A 20684-nucleotide genomic window follows, 5' to 3' on the forward strand; every position below is an offset into this window, starting at 1 on the left:
GTGGAAAATAAAGGGGGATGAATCAAGGACCCTCAGTTTCTTTGATGCCGATTAGATGATAAATACCGTCATTGCTCTTTCAGTGATGACTTTAATCATGGATCTGAATGCCGTTCGTTTGCTGGTCCGGGTCGCCGAGACCCGCAGCTTTACCCGCGCCGCCGGCGATCTACGGCTGACCCAGTCCGGCCTGTCGCGGGCCATTTCGCGCCTGGAGCAGCAACTGGGCGTGCGCCTGCTGCAACGCAACACCCGCAGCGTCAGCCTGACCCCGGACGGCCAACTGCTGGTGGAGCGCGCCGCGCCGCTGCTGGCCGAACTGGCGCAGACCGAAAGCCTGCTGCTGGACCGTCGCGACTCGCCCACCGGGCTGCTGAAGATCAGCACGCCGTCGCTGTTCGGACGCAAGGTGGTGATGCCGTTGATCGGCCGCCTGACCGAGCAATACCCAGACCTGAGCATCGAGGCGGTGATGACCGATCGCCTGGTGGACATCGTCGACGAAGGCTTCGACGCCATCCTGCGCACCGGCGAGATCCAGGACCAGCGCCTGATCGCCCGGCCCCTGGCGCCACTGCGCTGGGTCACCGTGGCATCCCCGGCCTACCTGGCGCGCCATGGCACACCGCAGACGGTGGAAGAGCTGCAACAGCACAACTGCCTGACCGTGCGTAACCTGCGCAGCGGGCGCCTGGTGGACTGGCAGTTCATGCGCGACGGCAAGGTGCGCGATGTCAGCGTGCCCAGCCGGCTGATCTTCGATATCGGCGACGCGCTGGTGGACGGTGTGCTGGGAGGCTTCGGCATCGCCCAGTTGATGAACTTCGCCGTCGAGGACGCCCTCGCCGACGGCCGCCTGGTGCCGATCCTGCAGGCCTTTTCCGGGCGCAGCCGGGCACTGTCGCTGGTCTACCCGCCGTCGCGCCAGTACTCGCCCAAACTCAAGGTCTTCGCCGACGCCCTGAGCACTGTCAGCTGGTAACCCGCGCCTACAGGCGTACCCGCTCGGCGAGGAAATCGATAAAGGCCCTGACCCGGGACGGCAGGTGCCCGCCCTGCCCCAGGTACACCGCGTAGAAACTTTCCGGCCGGCTGTCGTCGAAGGTTTCCAGCAACGGAATCAGCCGCCCCCGGGCCAGGTCGTCGACAATGGTGAAGGCCGCCAGCTGGGCGATGCCGACCCCGTTCAGGGCCAGATGCCGCAGGGCCTCGCCGTCGCTGGCCTGCACCCGGCCGTTGGGCTGGACCGGCACGGGAGCGCCGTTCTCCATCAGGCGCCAGCCCTTCACCGCCCGCGCATAGTCGAAGCCGATCAGGTTGTGCCGCTCCAGTTGCGAAGGTGTCTGGGGCGCCCCGTGGCGTGCCAGATAAGCAGGCGCCGCGACAATGATCGAACGGCTCTCGCCGAGTTTGCGCGCCACCAGCCGCGAGTTCTCCAGCGGCCCGGCGCGCACCGCGACATCGGTCTGCTCACCCAGCAGGTCGACCAGCGAATCGGTGTGCACGATATCCAGGGACACCGCCGGATAACGTCCGAGAAACTCCGTCACCAACGGCGCCAACACATGCAGGCCGAACGACGCACTGGTGTTGACCCGAATGCGCCCCACCGGCTCGCGACCGTTGGTGGCCTCGCGCTCCACCTCGCGGACATCGGCCAGGACCCGCACGCAGTTGTCATAGAACGCCCGGCCTTCCGGGGTCAGTTGCAACTGGCGGGTCGAGCGGTTGAGCAAGCGCACGCCGAGGCGCGACTCCAGGCGGCCCAGCAGCTTGCTCACCGAGGACGGCGTGGTGCGCTTGAGCCGCGCGGCGGCGGACATGCCGCCGGATTCCACGACCCTGACGAAGGTTTCCATCTCGGCGAAGCGGTTGATGTCGCTGCCAGCCATATGAATTCAACTCACAGATGATGTGCCGGATAGCCGTCTATTTCACGGTAGAGGCCAACTCTATGATGGTCCGCACACCCACTCAAGGACCTCAGGCATGAACACTCCAACCTCCCCCGCGCGCCACTTGCTGGTGGTCGGCGGCTACGGCGTCACCGGCAGCGCCATCGTCGAACACATGGTTCGCCAACCCGACTGGCGACTGACCACCGCCGCCCGCCGCGGCGCCCCCGCGCAACTGGCCGACGGCAGCCCGGCGCCGGCCCACGTCAGCGTCGACCTGCTGGACGCCAACACGGTGATCCGTGCCTTCGGCGATCTGCGCGAGGTCACCGACCTGGTGTTCTGCGCCTACAGCGAACGCGAAACCATGGCCGCCAGCGTGGCGCCCAACGTGGCCATGCTCAAGCACAGCCTACTGGCCCTGAAACAGGCCGGGGCGAAGCTGCGGCATGTGGTGCTGATCGGTGGCGGCAAGTCTTACGGCGAGCACCTGGGCCACTACAAGACCCCGGCCAAGGAGAGCGACGGCCGGATGATGGGACCGATCTTCTACAACGATCAGGAGGACCTGCTGTGGAAGCGTGCCGAGCAGGACGGATTCGGCTGGACCGTGCTGCGCCCGGACGGAGTAATGGGCACCAGCCTGGGCTCGCCGATGAACATCCTCACCGGGGTGGCGGCCTTTGCCGCGATCAGCCAGGAGCTGGGCGTGCCCCTGCGTTTCCCCGGCAGCCTGCCGGCCTGGAATGCACTGCATCAAAGCACCGATGCCCGCCTGCTGGCGCAGGCCGTGCTCTGGGCGCTGAGCGCCAGCGGCGCACGCAATGAAATCTTCAATATCACCAATGGCGACCACTTCCGCTGGCAGCAGGTGTGGCCGGAGATCGCCGAGTTCTTCGACCTGCCGGCCGCCGCGCCGCAGCCGATGAACCTGCAGGTGCAAATGGCCGACAAGGCCGCGCTGTGGCAACGCATCGTGGCCAGGCACGGCCTGCAACCGACGCCCTGGGAGCAGCTCGCCGCCTGGCCGTTCGTCGACGGCTGGCTGAATACCGGCTACGACATGGTGCAGAGCACCATCAAGATCCGCCAGGCCGGTTTCCACGGCTGCATCGACACCCACCAGAGCATCCGCGAGCACCTGCAGGACCTGCGCGAGCGGCGGCTGATTCCCTGAACCGGTTCACGACGCCAGGGTCTTGCCGTCCAGCGCATCGCCAATCGTCAGGAAATGCCCGCCCGCCACATGGTGCAGGGTGCGCAAGGCATCGTGCCCGGTGAAATGCCAGCGGCCGTCGCTGAACACTCGCTCATCGGCCTGGGCGGCGATGACTTCGCCGAGGAACAGGTCGTAGCGTTCATGGTTGTGCGGTTCCGGCAGCAGCCGGCATTCGAGCCAGGCCACGCAGCCCTCGAGCAGCGGCGCGTCGATCAGCTCGCCGGCGAAGGTCGGCAAGCCATAGCGCTCGAACTTGTCGCGGCCCTGGTCGCGGTTCAGTTCCAGGCCGGAAGTGGAACCCACGGTCTGCACGATATCGACCTGGGCGGCGCACGGCACGTTGAGCACGAAGGTACCGGAGGCTTCCAGCAGTTGCCGGGTCCAGGTGGATTTGTCGAGCACCACGGCGACTTTCGGCGGCTCGAAATCCAGCGGCATGGCCCAGGCCGCGGCCATGATGTTGCGCTGGCCGCCATGGGTGGCGCTGACCAGCACGGTCGGCCCGTGGTTGAGCAGACGGTAGGCCTTGGCCAGCGGAACCGGACGACGATGGGATGGGCTCATGGGTAAGGCTCCAGGAGAAAAAACGTCGATTGTAGCGGCATCCCGGTCCGGCACCGCAGTCGGGATTGGCCAATTTCCCTGGACAATCCATCCAGATTGACTGGGCTTATCCCTGACTCGCGGCTGCTTAGACTGGGCCTTCACCTCACAGGCTGAAGGAGCTTTTCCATGGCAGACCATTCCTTGAACAATAAAGTGGCGTTGATCGCCGGTGGCGCGAAGAACCTGGGCGGCCTGATCGCCCGGGACCTGGCCGCCCATGGCGTGAAGGCCATCGCCGTGCATTACAACAGCGCCGCCAGCAAGGCCGACGCCGACCGGACCGTGGCGGCGATCAAGAACCTGGATGTCGATGCCCATGCCTGGCAGGCCGACCTGACCGCCGCCGCGGCCGTGGAGCAACTCTTCAGCGACGCCAAGGCGCGTTTCGGCAAGATCGACATCGCCATCAACACCGTGGGCAAGGTCCTGAAAAAACCCATAGTCGAGATCAGCGAAGCCGAGTACGACGACATGTTCGCGGTCAACTCCAAGAGCGCGTTCTTCTTTATCAAGGAAGCCGGCAAGCACCTGGAGGACCACGGCAAGCTGGTGTCGCTGGTGACCTCGCTGCTCGGCGCCTACACGCCCTTCTATGCCGCCTACGGCGGGGCCAAGGCTCCGGTGGAACACTTTACCCGCGCCGCCTCCAAGGAATTCGGTGCCCGCGGTATCTCGGTGACAGCCGTAGGTCCTGGGCCGATGGACACGCCATTCTTCTACCCGGCCGAGGGCGCGGACGCCGTGGCTTACCACAAGACCGCCGCGGCGCTGTCCGGCTTCAGCAAGACCGGCCTGACCGACATCAAGGACGTGGTGCCCTTCATCCGTCATCTGGTCACCGACGGCTGGTGGATCACCGGCCAGACCCTGCTGATCAACGGTGGCTACACCACCAAGTGAGGCCCGTCCTTCTGATCGACGGTTGTCATCGACCCGAGTAATCCGCCAAGGGGCGAGGTAGATTGGCGTTTGCAAAAGATCGCCATCAGGTGCGACATGATCCCGTAGGAGCGAGCTTGCTCGCACCTACAACAGTACCCAGCGCACCACCCACAAGCTCCGGAACAATGCCCCATCCATGGATAAGCTCGAGCAGTACCGTGTATTCATCCAGGTGGCTGACATGGGTAGTTTCATCAAGGCCGCGCACGCCCTTGAACTGCCCCGGGCTACCGTCTCGGCGGCGGTGCAGCAACTGGAAACCGCCCTCGCCACGCGCCTGTTGCACCGCACCACGCGCCAGGTTCAGCTGACCGCCGACGGCGCGGTCCTGCTGGAGCGCGCGCGCCTGTTGCTGAGCGATGCGGTGGAACTCGAGCAGCTGTTTCACACCCGTCAACTGGACGTCTGTGGCCGGCTCAATGTCGACGTGCCCAGCCGCATTGCCCGGCGCCTCATCGCCCCCGCCCTGCCCGAACTTTTCGCCCGCTACCCCAGCCTGAAGCTGGCGCTGGGTTCCACCGACCGTTCCATCGACCTGGTGCAGGAAGGCGTGGATTGCGCGATCCGCGTCGGCGCCCTGGGCGACAGCAGCCTGATCGTCCGGCGCCTGGGCCACCTGGCCCTGATCAATTGCGCCAGCCCCGCCTACCTGGCCCGGCACGGCCAGCCACAAACGCCGGGCGACCTGGCCGACGGTCACTGGATGGTCGGCTACGGCTCCCCCAGCACGGGCCGCGAACAGCCCTGGGAATACCTGGCCGAAGGTCACGAGCTGGAACTGAATTTGCCCAGCCGGGTGATCGTCAACAACGCCGAAAACTACATCGCCTGCTGCCGGGCCGGGCTGGGCCTGATCCAGATCCCGCGCTTCGACGTGCAGTACCTGCTCGAGCGGGGCGAACTGGTGGAAGTCCTGCCCGGTTTTCGCCCCGCGTCCATGGCGATCTCCGCGCTCTATCCCAATCGCAACCATCGCTCGCGCCGGCTGAACGCCTTTATCGAATGGTTCGAAACCCTGATCGCGCCCCATCTGGAAAACAACCGGCAGGACTGACAGCGGGCCCCTCCATGCCAACCCATCAGCCGGACAACTGATGGGCGAACTGGCCGACGGCGCTCACCACCTTCTGCGCGCCGTCCTGGATCTCGACGATCACCGTGCCGGCTTCGGCGGCCAGGCCCAGGCCCTGCTCGGCCTGGGTCTTGCCGTCGGCCATCAGCACCACCGCGTCGCGGGCCATGTCCTGGTTGCGCCGGACCACGCCGACGATCTCGTCGGTGGCCTTGCTGGTGCGCGAGGCCAGTTGCCGGACCTCGTCCGCCACCACCGCGAAGCCGCGCCCCTGGTCACCCGCGCGGGCCGCTTCGATGGCCGCGTTGAGCGCCAGCAGGTTGGTCTGTTCGGCAATGTCGCTGATGGTCTTGACGATGCTGCCGATCACCCGCGACTGCTCGTTCAGCGCCTCGATGCTGTCACTGGCCTGCTGCATGTGGGTCGCCAGGTCGCGCATCACCTGCACCGCTTCGGTCACCACCGAAGAGCCGCGCTGGGCGCTGCTGTCGGTCTGCTGCGAGATGGTGTAGGCGATCTCCGCGGCGTCGGCGACGGACTGCTCCTGCTTGACCTGCTCGGTGATCACCGTGGCGAATTTCACCACTTTGTAGAGCTTGCCGTTGGCATCGACCACCGGGTTGTACGAGGCATCGAGCCAGACCACGCGGCCGAGACTGTCGATGCGCTTGAAGCGGTCGGCGACGTACTCGCCGGCATTCAGTCGCTCCCAGAACACCTTGTAGGCCGGACTGTTGTACTCCTGCGGCTCGCAGAACAGGCTGTGGTTCTGGCCCAGGATCTGCTCGAGGCTGTAGCCCATGCAGCTCAGGAACCGCTCGTTGGCGGTCAGTACCCGGCCCTTGAGGTCGAACTCGATCACCGCGGTCGAACGCAGCAGGGCCGCGATCAGGTTGTCGTGCTCGCAGGCGGTCTCCACGGTTTCGGTCAGGTCATTGGCGATCAGGGAAAAGGACCTGAGTTGCCGCTCGGTGCTGAAGATCGGCTGCAGGATCACCCTCAGCCAGGCGTCATGACCGTCGCCACGACGCAGGCGCAGGGTGTCGTCGAAAGGCTCGCTGCGTGCCAGCGCCGTCATGAAACGCGAGTGCGCCTCTTCGGGCCGGGCATCGTCCGGCAGCAGATTGTCGATGGGCCAGCCCAATAGCGCTTCCTGGGAATACTGCAGGCACTGGGTGAAGTTGCGGTTCGCCACCAGGATCCGGCGCTGCGGATCGAGATGGACACTGAGCAGGGTGCGCTCGAAACCTTCCTTGACCTGCTCGAGCGCACGAAACTCCTCACCCAACGCGAGGAGCTTCTGATTCAAACGTTTATTGAACATGGATACACCGATAGCCTGTGATTGGAGACTGCAGCAGCCTCACCATCGGCGTTGGGAACGCGTTCTTGACGCGCTCAAGGCTCTTTAGGATTTATCTTCCATAGAGACAGGAAACTTCCTAACCGCCCGCGCAGGGCGCGCTGGCGTTGGAGCAGATCGTGGCCGTCGACCTGGCGGCCACTCGGCACCCGACGTCATGGCCTGGAAAAGGCCTGACGCCGGGTCCGGGACAGGACTCAGTTGGACAATTGGCTGGCGAACTGGCCGACGGCGTTCACCACCTTCTGCGCGCCGTCCTGGATCTCGACGATCACCGTGCCGGCTTCGGCGGCCAGGGCCAGGCCCTGCTCGGCCTGGGCCTTGCCATCGGTCATCAGCGCCACGGCCTCGCGCGCCATGTCCTGGTTCTGCCGCACCACGCCGACGATTTCGTCGGTGGCCTTGCTGGTGCGCGAGGCCAGTTGCCGGACTTCGTCGGCCACCACGGCAAAGCCGCGTCCCTGTTCACCGGCGCGCGCCGCTTCGATCGCCGCGTTGAGCGCCAGCAGGTTGGTCTGCTCGGCGATGCCGCTGATGGTCTTGACGATGGTGCCGATCACCAGCGACTGCTCGTTCAGCGCCTCGATGCCTTCGCCGGCCTGCTGCATGTGCTTGGCCAGGTCGCGCATCACGCTCACCGCCTCGGTCACCACGGTGGTGCCGCGCTGGGCGCTGTTGTCGGTTTGCAAGGAGGTGCTGTAGGCGATGTTCGCCGCCTCGGCGACTGCCTGCTCCTGGTTCACCTGGTCGGTGATCACGGTGGCGAACTTCACCACCTTGTACAGCCGGTTGTTGGCATCGACCACCGGGTTGTAGGAAGCCTCGAGCCAGACCACGCGGCCGTAGCTGTCGATACGCTTGAACCGCCCGGCGACGAACTCGCCGGCGTTCAGGCGCTTCCAGAACGCCTGGTACTCGGCGCTGTTGTATTCCTCGGGCTCGCAAAAGGTACGGTGATGCTTGCCCTGGATTTGCGCCAGGCTGTAGCCCATGGCGCTGAGGAAGCGCTCGTTGGCCGCCAGCACGTTGCCGTCGAGGTCGAACTCGATCACCGCCGTGGAGCGGACCAGCGCGCCGATCAGGTTCTCGTGCTCGCGAGAGGCTTCGATGGTGCGGGTCAGGTCGCTGGAGTAGATCGAGAACTGTTTGATCCGCCCCTGGGAATCGCGAACCGGCTGGGAGATCGAGCGCAGCCAGGCTTCCTGGCCATTACCGCGCAGCAGGCGTACCGCGCCGGCAAAATGCTCGCCACGGGTCAGCGTCGCCTTGAAACGGTGGTGGAATTCATCGGTCTTGACGTGGGCCGGCACGATGTCCTCGATGTGACGACCGACCAGTTCGCTGCCCCTGTAGAGCATTTCCTGGTTGAAGTTGTCGTTGGCCGACAAAATGCGTCCATCGGGATCGAGAATCAGCACCAGCATTTCGCTGTCGAGACTGTCCTTCACTTGCTGGAGGCTCGAGAGTTCTTCGCGTAGAGCCAACAGCTCTTGCTTCAAGCTTTTGTTGAACATGGGATGCACCGATGGGCAGTAATAGTGGGCAGCATTGTCTCTAGCCATCGGCGCTTGAGTATTTTTCTGAAGACCCCATAAGACATATCCGACCAAAAAACTTTGAAACGCCTCAGGCCCCGGCCCTGCGGGGCTACGAGCCATGATCCGGAGCCCGGAAGAAGGGCTATAGTCGTGCTCTGGAAAATCAACGGCAATCGACGGAGTGCAATCTATGGAGGCTTCACGCAAGGCCCTGTTCGACCAGGTGGCGACGCGTCTGGGACACGCTTTCGACGGTGAAATGCGCATCGGCGGCAACTACGTGCCCGCGGTGCAGAACGGCGACGAGGTGTACGTCAGCGGGCAGATCCCACGCATCGACAACACCGTGAAGGTGGTCGGGCGGGTCGGTGGTGATGTTTCGCTGGAAGACGGCCGGTATGCCGCACGTATTTGCACCATGCGTGCCCTGGCGATCCTCGCCCAGTTGCTGGGCGATCTGCAGCGGGTGAAAAAAGTCCTGCGGCTCAACGTCTATGTGCAAAGCGCCGCCGACTTCACCCAGCAGAGCGAAGTCGCCGACGCGGCCTCCGAAGTGCTCTATTCGATCTTTGCCGAGGCCGGGGTGCACACCCGCACGTCCCTCGGGGTCTATCAGCTGCCGAAGAATGCCGCGGTGGAAATCGACATGATCGTGGCCCTCGAACCGCTTCCCGCGCCCCATGAGGACACTGAGGATTAACTGCCATTGGTGCGGCACTGGCCCATCACCTGATACTCCAGGGTCTTGAGCTGCCCGGCCGAATCCTCATAGGTCATGCGTGACGGCACCGGGTTGCAGGCCTTGGCCGGTGGCGTCACGCTGACCACCTTCTGGATGTCCAGGGGCATGCCGTAGCGATAGTTTTCCACCACCGGCGCCTCCTTGCCCTGTTTCGCCGCGTAGGCCGCCATGGCCCGCTCGTTCGCCTGCATGGCGCGGTCGAAGGTGCGGTCGCCGCCGCCTTCGGCCATGGCCAGGGACGACAAGGAAAGTACCAGGGCGGCGATACTCAATTTAAATAACTTCATGACTGTTTCCTCGTTCTGGTTAGTTGCAACGAGGATAACCAGCGGCCCCTGTCGGGAAGATCACGGATAGATTACTTATATGTAATAAACCCGAGACCGCTTCTTGCCCTTGAGAAAACCCCATATAAAACAAGGCCTCCAACTAAAACCAAATACAACTTACAACTTTTATCCTTGCAGAATTGTAATAACCGGGTCACCTCCGCGTTATCTGTTGTTTGCAACTATCGACGCTGACTCCAGCCGTTAACCAGACGGTTCGCGAGTACAACTAACAAGAACGCCCCAGGCGACATAACAGCTGATAGCTGCCCATATCCAGGAGCAAACAACATGCGCACTCAAACCCGCTGGTCCCTGTCCGTGTTTTGCGCGGTACTGGGGCTCAGCCCGTTGGCCGTGAACGCGGCAGACGACCAGCCCGAAGGCTTTATCGAAGGCAGCAGCCTCAACGTACTGGCCCGCAACTACTACTTCAATCGCGACGATCGCAAGGGCCAGTCCAGCCCCACCGGCAACGGTTATTCGCAGGCCTGGGCCCAGGGGCTGATCGGCAAGTTCGAATCCGGCTTTACCCAGGGCACCGTCGGTTTCGGCCTCGATGCCTTTGCCATGTATGGCCTCAAGCTCGACTCCGGCGCCGGCCGCAGTGGCGGTCGCGGGTCGTTCGGCATGCTGCCGGTGGACAGCGACAACCACCCGGCTGACAACTACAGCAAGGTCGGCGGCGCGGCGAAAATGCGCCTGCTCGACACCGTGATCAAGGTTGGCGACGTCTTCCCGAAACCCCCGGTGGTGCACTACGGCGACTCGCGCCTGCTGCCGGAAAGCTTTCGCGGGGCCACCTTCGAGAACACCAGCATCGACGGCCTGAGCCTCCAGGGCGGGCGCCTGCACAGCATGAGCCAGCCCGACAGCAGCAGCCTGCGCGACGGTTTCGCCACCTTCTATGCCGGCAAGGTCGACTCGCCCTGGGTCGCCTACTTCGGCGGCGACTACAGCCTGAACAAGCACCTCAGTTTCAGCCTCTACAGCAGCCGCCTGAAGGACGCCTGGGACCAGTACTACTTCGGCACCGCGGCGACCTGGCCGATCTCGGACCAGTTCTCGCTGTTCGCCGGGTTCAACTATTACAAGGCGGTGGACGAGGGCAAGAAGCTGCTCGGCAAGTTCGACAACGACATCTGGAGCGCCAAGGTCGGCGCCACCTATGGCGCCCACACCCTGTCCCTGTCGCACCAGCGCAACAACGGCGACGACGACTTCGACTACCTGCGCCAGTCGGACTCGATCTTCCTCGACAACTCGATCCAGTACAGCGACTTCAACTCGCCGAAGGAACGCTCGTGGATGGTCCGCTACGACCTCGACATGCAACCCCTGGGTATCCCCGGCCTGTCGTTCATGACCCGCTATGGCAAAGGCAGCGACGCCGACTACAGCAATGCCAACGCGGTGTACATGCGCCGCGACGCGGACGGCAATCCGCTGACCGACCAGCGCCGCTGGGAACGCGATATCGAAGCCAAGTATGTGGTGCAGGGCGGCACCCTCAAGGACCTGTCGCTGCGCATCCGCCAGGCCACCGTGCGCTCCAGCAGCTTCGAATCCGACCTGGAGGAATTCCGCCTGATCGTCGAATACCCGCTGGCCATTCTCTGAGCCCTTGCGCCGGGCGGGTGCAAGGGTCTGTCCGAAAAATCGGCGAGCGAAGGTCAGGCTGTTTTTAACGCAGCATGACCTGCATAGCGCCGAAGGCGCCCAACGTGCAGCCACTTTTCGGACAGAGCCTAAGCCCGCCCGACGTTAAAACTTCTTCACAGACGCCTGTCTTTCAGAACTGTAATATCGCCCTCACCTTCTCGTCAGGTTGGCCTTCGTATACTTGCCCGCATGCCCGAGCCGACAGCGCTTCGCTGGCGGCCAGCCACTTGCGGGAGATCATGTCTTGAAGCCTGCCCACCTGACTCCGCCTGGCCAGCCCAGCGCGCTTCCCAGCGATAACAGCAGCGAACGCGCCCGGCATGCCCTGGAACAATTCTGGCTCGGCCAGCAACAGCACAACGGCGAAAACAACCACAACGGCGCAACCGGCGGCGCCCCTCACAGAACCGCAGGGCCCCAGGCATGCACAGCCTCCCGCTGACGCCGGCCCACCCCGAGCACATTCATCTCTGAAGCGTTTTTTCGAATGCTCCTTTGGAAAGAGATGAATTTTTAGCGTCCCGCATGGGACGCTTTTTTTTTGCCCCCACGCCCCCTGTAGCCGCTGCCGAGCCCGCGAGGCTGCGATCGACCGCGAAGCGGGCGCAGCTCTTGAAATCGCAGGAGGTCCTGCGGACCTATCGCAGCCTGCGGCAGCGGCTACATCTGCCCCCGTAGCCGCTGCCGAGCCCGCGAGGCTGCGATCGACTGCGAAGCGGGCGCAGCTCTTGAAATCGCAGGAGGTCCTGCGGACCTATCGCAGCCTGCGGCAGCGGCTACATCTGCCCCCGTAGCCGCTGCCGAGCCCGCGAGGCTGCGATCGACTGCGAAGCGGGCGCAGCTCTTGAAATCGCAGGAGGTCCTGCGGACCTATCGCAGCCTGCGGCAGCGGCTACATCTGCCCCCGTAGCCGCTGCCGAGCCCGCGAGGCTGCGATCGACTGCGAAGCGGGCGCAGCTCTTGAAATCGCAGGAGGTCCTGCGGACCTTTCGCAGCCTTCGGCAGCGGCTACATCTGCCCCCGTAGCCGCTGCCGAGCCCGCGAGGCTGCGATCGACCGCGAAGCGGGCGCAGCACTTGAAATCGCAGGAGGTCCTGCGACCAGCGTGGCCCGGACCATCGCAGCCTGCGGCAGCGGCTACATCAAAGCCAGATGGCGTCCCAGAGGGGATAGTCGCCGGGACGTTGAACGAGCCCTGCTCGCACCGGATTGAGAATGATGTAGCGGGCGATGGCCTTCAGGTCTTCTTCCTTGCGCAGGGCACAGTCGTGATAGCCCTTTTGCCAGAGACGGCCCTGACAGCCGAAGTGTTGATTGATCTGCAGGCTGCTTCTGGATTTGAAACGGCACATCACCTTTCCCAAAGATCTGTCTCGCAGTTCAAATAGCCAGTGAAGATGGTCAGGCATGACAACCCAAGCCAGTGAACGTACGTGATCGGCTTCGTCGACTTGCTTGAGCTGATCAACCACCAGGCGGCCAACACAAAAGTCGCGAAACAAGGGTCGCCGTTGGTGGGTCACGACGGTAATCGAATAGATACGGCCGGCTTCCGATACCCGTCCTTTGAGTAGGCGGTAGCCATTGGAGTGGACAAGCATTCCTTTGCTCTCCATACAGGTCATTTACCTCAACCTAGCTGCTCATGCTTTCGCATGCGGGAGCACTCTTTCAGCAGATGTTTCCAGATCCCTGTAGCCGCTGCCGAGCCCGCGAGGCTGCGATCGACCGTGAAGCAGGCGCCGCTTCTGAAATCGCAGGAGGTCCTGCGGACCTTTCGCAGCCTGCGGCAGCGGCTACACATCTGCCCCCTGTAGCCGCTGCCGAGCCCGCGAGGCTGCGATCGACCGTGAAGCAGGCGCCGCTTCTGAAATCGCAGGAGGTCCTGCGGACCTTTCGCAGCCTGCGGCAGCGGCTACACATCTGCCCCCTGTAGCCGCTGCCGAGCCCGCGAGGCTGCGATCGACTGCGAAGCAGGCGCCGCTCTTGAAATCGCAGGAGGTCCTGCGGACCTTTCGCAGCCTTCGGCAGCGGCTACACATCGGCCTGTAGCCGCTGCCGAGCCCGCGAGGCTGCGATCGACCGCGAAGCGGGCGCCGCTTCTGAAATCGCAGGAGGTCCTACGGACCTTTCGCAGCCTGCGGCAGCGGCTACAGGGTGTGCTCTCTGGATAAACAAAACCCCGCCTGCGTATGACGCAGTCGGGGTTGGTTGACGCCAGTCGCGGGTCAGTCGTTCAGCAGGTCCTGCAGTTCCTGTTCTTCTTCCTTGCGGTGCGCCCAGTGGTACAGCGCCGGCAGCACCAGCAGGGTCAGGGCGGTGGAGGAGATGATGCCGCCGATGACCACGGTGGCCAGCGGCCGTTGCACTTCGGCGCCGGTGCCGGTGGCCAGGGCCATGGGGATGAACCCCAGCGACGCCACCAGCGCGGTCATCAGCACCGGGCGCAGGCGGGTCAGCGCGCCTTCGTTGACCGCCGCGGCGAGCATCCGCCCGTCTTCGCGCAGGTTGCGGATAAAGGCGATCATCACCAGGCCGTTGAGCACCGCCACCCCCGACAGCGCGATGAAGCCCACCCCCGCCGAGATCGACAGCGGGATGTCGCGCAGCCACAGGGCCATGATCCCGCCGGTCAGGGCGAAGGGAATCCCGGTGAACACCAGCAGCCCGTCCTTGAGGTTGTTGAACATCATGAACAGCAGGCCGAACACCAGCAGCAGCGCCACCGGCACCACGATCTCCAGGCGCTTGGAGGCTTCCTGCAACTGTTCGAACTGGCCGCCCCAGGTGATCCAGTAGCCGGTCGGGATCTTCACCTGGTCGCCAATGGCCCGGGTCGCCTCTTCGACGAAGGAACCCATGTCGCGCCCACGCACGTTGGCGCTGACGATCACCAGGCGCTTGCCGTTCTCGCGGCTGACCTGCGCCGGGCCGAGTACCAGGTCGACGCTGGCGACTTCCGAGAGGGCGATGAAACCCAGTTGCCCGTTGACGCTGCCCGCGGCGGCGGCCACCGGAATCAGCAGGCGCGACAGCCCGTCGATATCGGTGCGCTGGGCATCGGACATGCGCACCAGCATGTCGAAGCGCCGGTCGCCCTCATACAAAATGCCCGCCTTGCGCCCGCCCACGGCAATCGCCACGGCGTCCTGCACATCGCCGACGTTGAGGCCGAAACGCGCGGCCTTGTCGCGGTCGACATTCACCGTCAGCACCGGCAGGCCGGTGGTCTGCTGCACCTTCACTTCGGCGGCGCCGTCGATCTTCTGCAAGGTCTGCGAAATCTCTTCGGCGGTCTTGTTCAGCACCGCCATGTCATCGCCGAAGACCTTCACCGCGACATCGCTGCGCACCCCAGAAATCAGTTCGTTGAAGCGCAGCTGGATCGGTTGCGACAGCTCGTAGACGTTGCCCGGCAGGCTGTTGCTGACCCGTTCGATGTCGGCAATGATCGCCTCGCGCGACTTGCCCGGGTCCGGCCATTGCGCCTTGGGCTTGAGCATCAGGTAGGCATCGGAAATGTTCGGCGGCATCACGTCCGAGGCGATCTCGGCGGTACCGGTACGGGCGAACACCCGCTCGATTTCCGGGATCTGCGCCAGCAGGGTTTTCTCCAGGGTCTTCTGCATCTCCACCGACTGAGTGAGGCTGGCGTCGGGCACGCGCATCGCCTGCTGGGCGAAGTCGCCTTCGCTGAGGCTGGGGATGAATTCACTGCCCATGCGACTGGCCACCAGGCCCGAGACCAGCACGCTGAGAACGGCCAGGGCAAAGGCCAGGGAGCGATGGCTCATCACCCAGCGCAGCACCGGCTCGTAGCCGCGGCGGGCGCCGCGCATGACGAAGTTTTCTTCCTCCTTGACCTTGCCAGTGACGAACAGCGCGATCGCCGCCGGGACGAACGTCACCGAGAGGATCATCGCCCCCAGAAGGGCTATCACCACGGTGAAGGCCATCGGGTGGAACATCTTCCCGGCCACCCCGGACAGGGCAAAGATCGGCAGGTACACCACCATGATGATCAGTTGCCCGTAGATCAGCGCCCGGCGCGCTTCCCTGGCCGCGGCGAAGACTTCGTGCAGGCGCTCGGAGCGAGTGAGCATGCGCCCGTGATGCTGCTGGGCATGGGCCAGGCGGCGGATGGCGTTCTCGACGATGACCACCGCGCCGTCGACGATGATGCCGAAGTCCAGCGCGCCGAGGCTCATCAGGTTGGCGCTGACCTTGTTGGTGAACATGCCGGTGAAGGTGAACAGCATGGCCAGCGGGATCACCATGGCGGTGATCAGCGCGGCGCGGATATTGCCCAGGAACAGGAACAGAATGGCGATGACCAGCAGCGCGCCTTCGATGAGGTTTTTCTTCACCGTGGCCACGGCCTTGTCCACCAGGTTGGTGCGGTCGTACACAGTGACTGCGGTCACGCCCTTGGGCAGCGAGCGATTGATCTCGGCGAGTTTTTCCGCCACCACCCGGGACACTGTGCGACTGTTTTCCCCCACCAGCATGAACACCGTGCCGAGCACCACTTCGCGGCCGTTCTCGGTGGCCGCGCCGGTGCGCAGCTCACGACCGATGTCCACGGTGGCCACGTTGCTGACGCGAATCGGCGTGCCGTCCACGGTATTGATCACGATGTTGGCGATGTCCTCGATGGACTTCACCTGCCCCGGCGCGCGGATCAGCAACTGCTGGCCGTTGCGCTCGATGTAGCCGGCGCCGACGTTGGCGTTGTTGCGCTCCAGGGCGGTCATCAGGTCGCTCAGGGTCAGGTTGTAGGCCGCCAGGCGCCTGGGGTCCGGGGCGATCTGATAGAGCTTGGCGAAGCCGCCGATGGTGTTGATCTCGGCCACCCCCGGCACGTTGCGCAGCTGCGGGGCAATGACCCAGTCCTGGATCACCCGCAGGTCGGTCGGCGTATAGGCCGTGCCGTCTTCCTTGAGCGCGCCGGGCTCGGCTTCCACCGTCCAGAAGAAGATCTCGCCAAGGCCGGTGGAGATCGGCCCCATGCTCGCCTCCACGCCTTCGGGCAGCTGTTCGCGGGCCACCTGCAGGCGCTCGTTGACCAGTTGCCGGGCGAAGTACAGGTCGGTGCCTTCCTTGAAGATCACCGTCACCTGGGACAGGCCCGAGCGCGAAGTCGAACGGGTCTGCTCCAGGCCAGGCAGGCCGGCCATGGCCACTTCCACGGGGTAGGTGATGCGCTGCTCGGTTTCCAGCGGCGAGTAGCCGGGCATGCTGGCGTTGACCTGGACCTGCACGTTGGTGATGTCCGGCACCGCGTCGATCGGCAGTTTCTGGTAGCTGCCGATGCCCACGGCGGCCATCAGCAGCACCGCCAGCAGCACGATGATGCGCTGCTCGATGGCGAATTGAATGATGCGTTCAAACATGGGAAGTCACTCTCCAGGGAAACACTCAGTGCGGATCAATGGCCGTGCTCGGCCGAGCCCTTGCCCAGTTCGGACTTGAGGATGAAGCTGCCGGTGGTCGCCACCTGGGCCCCGGCGCGCAAGCCTTCGCGGATCTCGACGAAGCCGCCTTCGCTGCCGCCCAGCACCACGGGGGTGGCCTGGAAACCGTCGGCGATGCGCACGAACACCGCTGGCTTGTCTTCCACGGTCTGGACCGCGCTCTGCGGCACGGTTACCCCGGCCTGGTAGGTGTCGGTCGCCACCTGCACCGAGACGAACAGCCCCGGCCGCCAGATATCGTCCGGGTTGGGCACCGTGACCCGCACCGTGGCGGTCCGGGTCTGCTCGCCCAGCAGGCTGCCGACATAGGCCACCGTGCCCTGCACCTGGGTGCCCAGTTCCGTGGATTGCACCCGGACCGGCTTGCCGACCCGGACCTTGTTCAAGTCCTTGGGAAACACGCCGAAGGTGACCCAGACCCGGGACAGGTCGGACAGGGTGAAGGCGGCGCTGGTCTCGCCCACCACCTCGCCGACGCTCAGGTGTTTTTCCACCACCACGCCGTCGAACGGCGCACGCATCTCATAGCGGTTGCCGCCCGCCAGCACCGCGCTGCCACTCAGGGCGTTCATCTTTTGCCGGGCATTGTTCAGGGCGATTTCGGCTTCCTGCAGGGTCTGGCGCGCCAGCAGGTAATCCTGCTCGGCGGAGATCTGGTCGACCCACAACTGGCGCTCGCGCTGGAAGGTGGTGCGCGCCAGCTCGACCCGGCGCTCGGCGGCGGCCAGTTCGCTGCGCTGGTCGGAGATCTGCTGGCTGGCGATCACCGCCAGCAGCTCGCCCTTCTTCACCGTCTGGCCGAGATTGACCGCCACCGACTCCACCACCCCGGCCGCGCGCGGCACGATGTGCGAGGTGCGGTCCTCGTCGAAGCGGATCTCCCCCGGCAGCGTCAGCAAGCTGCTGAGATCCCGTGGCGCGGCCTCGGCCAGCTGGATGTCGGCGGCCTGGATCTGCTCGGCGCTGAGTTCGACCTTGCCCTCTTCCTCGGCATGGGCCTCACCTTCCGACTGCCCCTCTTCGCCTTCCTGATGCGCCTCGCCGTCCTTGTGCGTGTCCGCCTTGGCCGCGGGTTTCGCCTGCGCGGCCACCGACGCCGCCTGGAACAGCTCCTGCCACATCAACCCGGCCACGCCGAGCGCGACCGCCACGGCCAACGCCAAGGCTGTGCTTCGTTTCTTGTCCATGCATGCTCCTGAAAAAATCGACTCAACGCGCCAACCGGCAACAGCGACGCGTCATGAGGTCTGTGGAAAAAAGAAATCGCCAAGCGCCCGATGCAACTCATGCAGGCACCAATGGGCCGAGTCCTCCTCGACCCGGCTCGGCAGCGGCACGCTGCAATCGGTGACCAGCAGCGCGCCCAGGCCCAACAGGACGAACAACGCTGTTCTCACAGCGTGCGATCGGGGCCGGCGAGATCGCCGTAGATGCGCTCGATGCGCACCCAGGCGTCGGTGGACTGGGCCACGGCGGCGATGTACTGGGTGCGGGCGCTGATCAGCGTGCGCTGGGCGTCGAGCACCTCGATGAAGTTGAACTTGCCCATCTCGAAGCCACGGGTCGCGGTGTCCACGGCGTTTTGCGCGGCCGGCAGGATCACCTGGTTGAACGACTGCACTTCGTTGCTGGCGGTGCTCCACTGATCCAGGGCCTGGCGGGTTTCAGTGCGCAGGCGCAGCTCCGCGGCGTTGCGCAAATCCCGGGCCTGATCGGCGCGCCGCGCGGCCGACAGCACGTTGCCCTGGTTGCGGTTGAACAGCGGAATCGGCATCGACACCCCGACCAGGTTGACCCGCTCGCGCACGCTGGCGTCGTACTGGCTGCCCACGCTGATATCGAGGTCGGGAATACGCTGGGCCTTTTCCAGCCCCAAGGACGCTTCGCGCTGCACCACCTGCATTTCGGCCAGGCGCAGTTCGGTGGTCTGTTGCAGGCGCGCCAGCAATTGCGCCGAAGGCGGCAGCGACGGCAGCCCGCTGGCCGGCTCCGCGACGGCGCTGAAGTCGGTGGTGGCGGCGCCGGTCACGGTCGCCAACTGGCGATAGGCGTTGGCCCGGTCCATCTCGGCGCGGCTCAGCTCCAGGCGCACTTCCGAGAGCTGGACCTGAGCGCGGGTGGCCTCCACGGGCGAGGCCTTGCCGGCGCTCACCCGGCCCTTGGCCACCGTCAGCCCGCGCTCGGCCAGGGCCAGGGAGCGGCCGGCCAGATCGCTGCGCTCCTGGGCACGCAAGGCGCCGTAGAAGGCGGCGATTACATCGGCGCGCAGCTGGTTGCGCTGGCGTTCCAGCTCCAGCGCCGCGGCGTCCTGGGCACGGCTGGCGACATCGATGCGCGCGCCGCGCTTGCCGCCCAGTTCCAGGGTCTGGCTGAGCTTGACGGTGGTGGTGCGCGAGCTGCGGCGGGTGTCTTCGGCGTCCCAGGACAACACCGGATTGGGGATCAACCCGGCCTGCTGGCGACCACCCTGGGCGATGTCGATTTCCCAGCGCGCCGCCGCCAGTTCGGGGTTGTTGGCAAAGGCACTGGCCAAGGCGTTGTCGAGGTTCAGCACCCGGCTCTCGGCCGCCGCGGCGTCCTGCAGCGCGGCACTGGCCAACAACAGGACGCCGGACAATACCCCGACTATCCAGGCAAGTTTTTTAATGAGGGTTGGCATAACGCGTTCTGGCCCCTTACCGGTACAGAGTGACGGCGGAAGCTCTGCGGCGCGAGGAAGTTGAACCGGCACGACGCATTCACACTCCACCCATAAAACAACTAACAGGTGAGTATTTAGTGCCGGCCAAATGTAGCCTTCGGTACGTATCGACAGGGTGGCGCAAAGATTACAAATCCGTTAGCAAACGCTCTGCCACGGGCTTGTGTATTAACATCCGGGCCATCGACCCGAAGGCAAGAGCAATAACCAACAACTTGAAATATAGAGAAACAACTTCTCCCCGCACGCTACTTCGAAAGTTTAAATCAAGAACTTTTAAAGTTGAATCATCCAGTCCGTTACTTCCAACGAAGTTATGGGACTGCCCCACTGCATTAAACACCGAGGCTAATTCAGCATGCGCATTCTGGTGATCGAGGATGAACCGAAAACCGCCGACTACTTGCATCAGGGATTGAGCGAAAGCGGCTACGTCGTCGATTGCGCCAATAACGGCGCCGACGGCCTGCACCTGACCCGCCAGCACGCCTACGACCTGGTGATTCTCGACGTCAATCTGCCGGAGCTGGACGGTTGGGGAGTGCTGCAGCGCATTCGCCAGAACAGCAATACGCGGATCATGATGCTCACCGCCCAGGGACGGCTGGTGGACCGGATCAAGGGCCTGGACCTGGGCGCCGACGATTACCTGGTCAAGCCGTTCGAATTCCCCGAGTTGCTGGCGCGGGTGCGCAGCCTGTTGCGGCGCAGCGAGCAGTCGCCCACCCCCGACGTGCTGCGGGTGGCCGACCTGGAGCTGGACCAGGGCCGCCACCGGGCGTTTCGCGGCAAACAGCGCATCGACCTGACCACCAAGGAGTTCGCCCTGCTGCACCTGCTGATGCGCCAGAGCGGCGTGGTGCTGTCGCGGACTCAGATCATCTCGTTCGTGTGGGACATGAACTTCGATTGCGACACCAATGTGGTGGAAGTCTCGATCCGCCGCCTGCGGGCCAAGATCGACGACCCGTTCGAGAGCAAACTGATCCACACCCTGCGCGGCGTCGGCTACGTGCTCGAAGAGCGCGACTGACAGCGCTGTAACCGCTGCCGCAGGCTGCGATAGGTCCGAAGGACCTCCGGCGCGCCCAAGAGCGGCGCCCGCTGCGCGGTCGATCGCAGCCTCGCGGTGCTCGGCAGC

Annotated in this window: 17 protein-coding genes; 7 read left to right on the plus strand and 10 right to left on the minus strand. The window is 64.5% G+C overall.

Going from position 1 to position 20684, the window contains the following annotated elements:
* Positions 1-97: 97 nt before the first annotated feature.
* On the plus strand, positions 98-982 hold the full coding sequence (locus tag CRO75_RS28880) for a LysR family transcriptional regulator (RefSeq protein ID WP_062824610.1): 885 nt from the start codon (positions 98-100) through the stop codon (positions 980-982).
* Positions 983-989: 7 nt separating this feature from the next.
* Here the strand turns inward: CRO75_RS28880 and CRO75_RS28885 are convergent, their stop codons facing one another.
* Positions 990-1892, minus strand: coding sequence for a LysR family transcriptional regulator (locus tag CRO75_RS28885; RefSeq protein ID WP_097139839.1), 903 nt, complete (start codon positions 1890-1892; stop codon positions 990-992).
* Between the two features lie 97 nt (positions 1893-1989).
* On the opposite strand from CRO75_RS28885, the gene CRO75_RS28890 reads away from it, so the two are divergent.
* Positions 1990-3072 carry an SDR family oxidoreductase gene (locus CRO75_RS28890; protein ID WP_177409800.1) on the plus strand — a complete coding sequence of 361 codons (1083 nt, stop codon included), beginning with the start codon at positions 1990-1992 and terminating at the stop codon, positions 3070-3072.
* Positions 3073-3078: 6 nt separating this feature from the next.
* Here the strand turns inward: CRO75_RS28890 and CRO75_RS28895 are convergent, their stop codons facing one another.
* The gene (locus CRO75_RS28895; protein WP_097139841.1) at positions 3079-3678 is read right to left on the minus strand and encodes a flavin reductase family protein; all 600 of its coding nucleotides are present in this window, start codon (positions 3676-3678) and stop codon (positions 3079-3081) included.
* Positions 3679-3846: 168 nt separating this feature from the next.
* On the opposite strand from CRO75_RS28895, the gene CRO75_RS28900 reads away from it, so the two are divergent.
* On the plus strand, positions 3847-4620 hold the full coding sequence (locus tag CRO75_RS28900) for an SDR family oxidoreductase (RefSeq protein WP_009045612.1): 774 nt from the start codon (positions 3847-3849) through the stop codon (positions 4618-4620).
* Between the two features lie 178 nt (positions 4621-4798).
* Positions 4799-5716: a LysR family transcriptional regulator gene (locus CRO75_RS28905; RefSeq protein ID WP_097139843.1), complete on the plus strand. Its 918-nt coding sequence runs from the start codon at positions 4799-4801 to the stop codon at positions 5714-5716.
* A gap of 25 nt (positions 5717-5741) precedes the next feature.
* On the opposite strand, the gene CRO75_RS28910 is transcribed toward CRO75_RS28905, so the two are convergent.
* Complete coding sequence (locus CRO75_RS28910; protein WP_097139844.1) at positions 5742-7058, minus strand: PAS domain-containing methyl-accepting chemotaxis protein; 1317 nt, start codon at positions 7056-7058, stop codon at positions 5742-5744.
* A gap of 236 nt (positions 7059-7294) precedes the next feature.
* Positions 7295-8611, minus strand: a complete 1317-nt coding sequence (locus CRO75_RS33580; RefSeq protein ID WP_097139846.1) for a PAS domain-containing methyl-accepting chemotaxis protein — start codon at positions 8609-8611, stop codon at positions 7295-7297.
* Positions 8612-8825: 214 nt separating this feature from the next.
* Between CRO75_RS33580 and CRO75_RS28920 the strand changes: the two genes are divergently transcribed.
* Positions 8826-9335 (plus strand): RidA family protein, encoded by a 510-nt coding sequence (locus tag CRO75_RS28920; protein ID WP_097139847.1) that lies wholly within the window; start codon positions 8826-8828, stop codon positions 9333-9335.
* Here CRO75_RS28920 and CRO75_RS28925 read toward each other — a convergent pair.
* Positions 9332-9664 (minus strand): DUF2790 domain-containing protein, encoded by a 333-nt coding sequence (locus tag CRO75_RS28925; protein WP_097139849.1) that lies wholly within the window; start codon positions 9662-9664, stop codon positions 9332-9334. The two genes, CRO75_RS28920 and CRO75_RS28925, sit on opposite strands and share 4 nt — an antisense overlap.
* A 333-nt stretch (positions 9665-9997) precedes the next feature.
* Between CRO75_RS28925 and CRO75_RS28930 the strand changes: the two genes are divergently transcribed.
* Positions 9998-11326 (plus strand): OprD family porin, encoded by a 1329-nt coding sequence (locus tag CRO75_RS28930; RefSeq protein ID WP_097139851.1) that lies wholly within the window; start codon positions 9998-10000, stop codon positions 11324-11326.
* A gap of 1184 nt (positions 11327-12510) precedes the next feature.
* Here the strand turns inward: CRO75_RS28930 and CRO75_RS28940 are convergent.
* The 5 genes from CRO75_RS28940 to CRO75_RS28955 all read right to left on the minus strand — a co-directional run bounded on the left by CRO75_RS28940 (position 12511) and on the right by CRO75_RS28955 (position 19501).
* Positions 12511-12969 (minus strand): transposase, encoded by a 459-nt coding sequence (locus CRO75_RS28940; RefSeq protein WP_097139854.1) that lies wholly within the window; start codon positions 12967-12969, stop codon positions 12511-12513.
* 627 nt (positions 12970-13596) lie between these two features.
* On the minus strand, positions 13597-16761 hold the full coding sequence (locus tag CRO75_RS28945; protein WP_092417729.1) for a CusA/CzcA family heavy metal efflux RND transporter: 3165 nt from the start codon (positions 16759-16761) through the stop codon (positions 13597-13599).
* Positions 16762-16796: 35 nt separating this feature from the next.
* A complete protein-coding gene (locus CRO75_RS28950) occupies positions 16797-18029 on the minus strand; it encodes an efflux RND transporter periplasmic adaptor subunit (RefSeq protein ID WP_097139856.1) in 1233 nt (410 codons plus the stop codon).
* 51 nt (positions 18030-18080) lie between these two features.
* Positions 18081-18227, minus strand: coding sequence for a hypothetical protein (locus tag CRO75_RS33075; RefSeq protein ID WP_177409801.1), 147 nt, complete (start codon positions 18225-18227; stop codon positions 18081-18083).
* 8 nt (positions 18228-18235) lie between these two features.
* Complete coding sequence (locus CRO75_RS28955) at positions 18236-19501, minus strand: TolC family protein (RefSeq protein WP_097139858.1); 1266 nt, start codon at positions 19499-19501, stop codon at positions 18236-18238.
* A 400-nt stretch (positions 19502-19901) separates the two neighbouring features.
* On the opposite strand from CRO75_RS28955, the gene CRO75_RS28960 reads away from it, so the two are divergent.
* Positions 19902-20576 (plus strand): heavy metal response regulator transcription factor, encoded by a 675-nt coding sequence (locus CRO75_RS28960; RefSeq protein WP_007930804.1) that lies wholly within the window; start codon positions 19902-19904, stop codon positions 20574-20576.
* The last annotated feature ends 108 nt before the right edge of the window (positions 20577-20684 follow it).

It is taken from the genome of Pseudomonas sp. LAMO17WK12:I10, assembly GCF_900215185.1.
GTDB classification, from domain to species: Bacteria; Pseudomonadota; Gammaproteobacteria; order Pseudomonadales; family Pseudomonadaceae; genus Aquipseudomonas; species Aquipseudomonas chlororaphis.